Genomic DNA, 3,642 nt, shown 5'->3' on the forward strand with positions numbered 1-3,642 from the left:
CGTTCGGTGCGTGCTCTCGGCGTGCTGGACGGCGTGGGGACGTGCCCGCCCCTCTCCGGCCCCGCCACCCCTTCCCCGGGGACGGCCGGGGAAGGGAGTCAAGGTGTGGGGGGGGGTCGGGGGGTGGGGCGTCGTAGTGGAGCGGATCGTTCCGGATTGTTGCAGGGGCTGACCTGGGAAAGGAACCCGGGTCAGCCGTTGACGACCGGGATGACCGTCGTGCCGTACGCGTCGATCACGGCCTCCTGGGCGTCGTGCATGTCGTACACGGCGAACTGGTCGACGCCCAGCTCGCGCAGTGCGTTCAGTTTCTCGATGTGCATCTCGGGGGTGCCGATGACGCAGAACCGGTCGACGATCTCGTCGGGCACGAACGCGGTGTCGGGGTTGTCGGCGCGTCCGTGGTGGGAGTAGTCGTACCCCTCACGGGCCTTGATGTAGTCCGTCAGCTCCTCCGGTACGGCGGCGGAGTGCTCCCCGTACTTCGACACCAGGTCGGCGACATGGTTGCCGACCATCCCGCCGAACCAGCGGCACTGCTCGCGCGCGTGGGCCAGCGCCTCGGGCGAGTCGTCCTCGGTGATGTACGCGGGGGCGGCCACGCAGATCTTCACCGCGGACGGGTCGCGCCCGGCGGCGACGGCCGCGTCCTTGACCGCCTTGACCATGTACTCGGTGAGGTACAGGTCGGAGAGCTGGAGGATGAAGCCGTCGGCCTCCTCCCCCGTCATCTTCAGGGCCTTCGGGCCGTACGCGGCCATCCAGACCGGGAGTTCGGCGTCCTCCTTGATCCACGGGAACTTGACGACCGTGCCGCCGAGGTCGGCCTCCTGGCCCGAGCCCAGCGCGCGGATGACCTTCATGGCCTGGCTGATGCGGGCCAGCGTGTTCGGCGTGCGGCCCGCGACGCGCATCGCGGAGTCGCCGCGGCCGATACCGCAGATGGTGCGGTTGCCGAACATGTCGTTCAGCGTGGCGAAGGTCGAGGCGGTGACCTCCCAGGTGCGGGTGCCCGGGTTGGTGACCATCGGGCCGACCTTCAGTTTCGTGGTGTTGGAGAGGATCTGGCTGTAGATGACGAACGGCTCCTGCCACAGCACGGCGGAGTCGAAGGTCCAGCCGTAGGTGAAGCCGTTGTTCTCGGCGCGCTTCATCAGCTCGATGACACGCGAGGCCGGCGGGTCGGTCTGCAGGACGAGTCCGAAGTCCATGGGCTCCGCTCCTAGTTGAGGTACTGACAGGTGGAGCGGGGGGTGTAGACGCCGTGCCCGGCGTGGCCGGTGTACTCCCGCTCGGTGATGACGAGTTCGCCGCGCGAGAGGACCGTCTCGACCCGGCCGGTGGTGCGCTTGCCCTCGTACGCCGAGTAGTCGACGTTCATGTGGTGCGTCTCGGCGGACATGACCTGCTCGGCGTGCGGGTCGTAGATGACGATGTCGGCGTCGGCGCCGGGCGCGATCGTGCCCTTCTTCGGGTACATGCCGAACATCCGCGCCGGGGTCGCGCAGGCGATCTCGATCCAGCGGCGGCGCGAGATGCGCCCGTCGACGACCGCCTGGTGGAGCAGGTCCATACGGTTCTCGACGCCCGGGAGTCCGTTGGGGATCTTCGAGAAGTCCCCTCGGCCCAGCTCCTTCTGGCCGACGAAGCAGAAGGGGCAGTGGTCGGTGGAGACGACCTGGAGGTCGTTGGTCCTGAGGCCCCGCCACAGCTTCGCCTGGTGTTCGCGAGGCCGCAAAGGCGTGCTGCACACGTACTTGGAGCCTTCGAAGTCCGGCTCCGCGAGGTTGTCCGTGGAGAGGAACAGATACTGCGGGCAGGTCTCGCCGAAGACGTTGAGCCCCTCGTCGCGTGCCTTGGCCAGCTCGGCGACTGCCTCCATCGCCGAGACGTGCACGACGTACAGGGGGGCGCCGGCGACCTGGGCGAGCTTGATGGCGCGGTGGGTGGCCTCGGCTTCGAGCAGGGCCTTGCGGACCTCGCCGTGATACCGGGGGTCGGTCTCACCGCGTGCCAGCGCCTGCTCGACCAGGACGTCGATCGCGATGCCGTTCTCCGCGTGCATCATGATCAGGCCGCCGTTCTCGGCGGAGCGCTGCATGGCGCGCAGGATCTGGCCGTCGTCGGAGTAGAAAACCCCCGGATACGCCATAAATTGTTTAAATGACGTAACACCCTCTTCTACCAGAAGATCCATTTCCTTGAGCGTGTCCTGATTCACGTCGGACACGATCATGTGGAAGCCGTAGTCGATCGCGCAGTTGCCCTCCGCCTTCGCGTGCCAGGCGTCCAGGCCCTCGCGCAGGGTGTGGCCCACGCTCTGTACCGCGAAGTCGACGATCGTCGTCGTACCGCCCCAGGCGGCGGCCCGGGTGCCGGTCTCGAAGGTGTCGGAGGCGAAGGTACCGCCGAACGGCAGCTCCATGTGGGTGTGCGCGTCTACGCCGCCCGGGATCACGTACTTGCCGGTGGCGTCGATCGTGCGGTCGGCGGTCCAGGCCATGGTGCCTGCGGCAGCGAGGGCGGCGACTCGGCCGTCCTCGATCAGGACGTCGGCGTGCAGTTCGTCCGAGGCTGTGATGACGAGACCGCCACGGATGAGGGTACGGCCGGTCATTCGGTCACGCTCCGTTCGGTTGTGGGTCGAGTGCGGATTCGTCGTGGCTGGTCGCGCAGCTCCCCGCGCCCCTGAAAACAGGGGGCGCGGGGTAAGGCTTCGCTACGGCGCCGTAATCGGTCCGTATGCGTCCGGGCGGCGGTCGCGGAAGAATTGCCAGCGGTCGCGGACCTCGCGGAGCTTGGCCATGTCGAGGTCGCGGACGACCAGCTCCGTCTCCTTGTCGCTGGCCACCTCGCCCACGAACTGGGCCTCCGGGTCGACGAAGTACGAGGTGCCGTAGAAGTCGTTGTCACCGAGGTCCTCGACGCCGACCCGGTTGATGGCGCCGATGAAGTACTCGTTGGCGACGGCCGACGCCGGCTGCTCCAACTGCCAGAGGTAGCGGGAGAGGCCGCGTGAGGTGGCCGACGGGTTGAAGACGATCTCGGCACCGCCGAGTCCCAGCGCGCGCCAGCCCTCCGGGAAGTGCCGGTCGTAGCAGATGTACACGCCGATCTTGCCGACGGCGGTGTCGAAGACGGGCCAGCCGGCGTTGCCCGGGCGGAAGTAGAACTTCTCCCAGAAGCCGGGCACTTGGGGGATGTGGTGCTTGCGGTACTTGCCGAGGTACTTGCCGTCCGCGTCGATCACGGCTGCCGTGTTGTAGAGGACGCCGGGCTGTTCCTCCTCGTACATCGGCAGGACGAGGACGAGGTTCAGCTCCTTGGCGAGCGCCTGGAAGCGCTTGACGATGGGGCCGTCGGGGATCTGTTCGGCGTACTCGTAGAACGCCTTGTCCTGGACCTGGCAGAAGTAGGGCCCGTAGAACAGCTCCTGGAAGCACATGACCTGCGCACCCTGCGCGGCCGCGTCGCGGGCCGCCTGCTCGTGGACCTGGATCATCGATTCCTTGTCGCCGGTCCAGGCGGTCTGGAAGATCGCTGCGCGGATGACTCTGCTCATCGGGACCTCCGGTCACTCGGTGTGCTGGGGCGGGCGTCGGAAGTGCCGTCGTCCGCCCGCAGGGCAGACGGCACTTCCGA

3 protein-coding genes are annotated in these 3,642 nt (G+C 67.7%); all 3 read right to left on the reverse strand.

Translation table 11 applies throughout. The features are described from left to right. Positions 1-191: 191 nt before the first annotated feature. The 3 genes from F3T56_RS45530 to F3T56_RS45540 all read right to left on the reverse strand — a co-directional run bounded on the left by F3T56_RS45530 (position 192) and on the right by F3T56_RS45540 (position 3,562). Entirely contained in the window at positions 192-1,211 is a 1,020-nt protein-coding gene (locus tag F3T56_RS45530; protein ID WP_149831327.1) for a TIGR03842 family LLM class F420-dependent oxidoreductase, read from the reverse strand. 11 nt (positions 1,212-1,222) lie between these two features. After that, positions 1,223-2,617 carry a dihydropyrimidinase gene (gene hydA / locus F3T56_RS45535; RefSeq protein ID WP_149831328.1) on the reverse strand — a complete coding sequence of 465 codons (1,395 nt, stop codon included), beginning with the start codon at positions 2,615-2,617 and terminating at the stop codon, positions 1,223-1,225. A gap of 102 nt (positions 2,618-2,719) precedes the next feature. Then, the gene (locus F3T56_RS45540) at positions 2,720-3,562 is read right to left on the reverse strand and encodes a nitrilase-related carbon-nitrogen hydrolase (RefSeq protein WP_149831329.1); all 843 of its coding nucleotides are present in this window, start codon (positions 3,560-3,562) and stop codon (positions 2,720-2,722) included. Positions 3,563-3,642 lie beyond the last annotated feature (80 nt).

The organism is Streptomyces tailanensis, from assembly GCF_008386495.1.
GTDB classification, from domain to species: Bacteria; Actinomycetota; Actinomycetes; order Streptomycetales; family Streptomycetaceae; genus Streptomyces; species Streptomyces tailanensis.

Coding starts and splice junctions, on each gene's coding strand:
- F3T56_RS45530 (WP_149831327.1), bottom strand. CDS start 1,211: ATGGACTTCGGACTCGTCCTGCAGACCGACCCGCCGGCCTCGCGTGTC.
- hydA (WP_149831328.1), bottom strand. CDS start 2,617: ATGACCGGCCGTACCCTCATCCGTGGCGGTCTCGTCATCACAGCCTCG.
- F3T56_RS45540 (WP_149831329.1), bottom strand. CDS start 3,562: ATGAGCAGAGTCATCCGCGCAGCGATCTTCCAGACCGCCTGGACCGGC.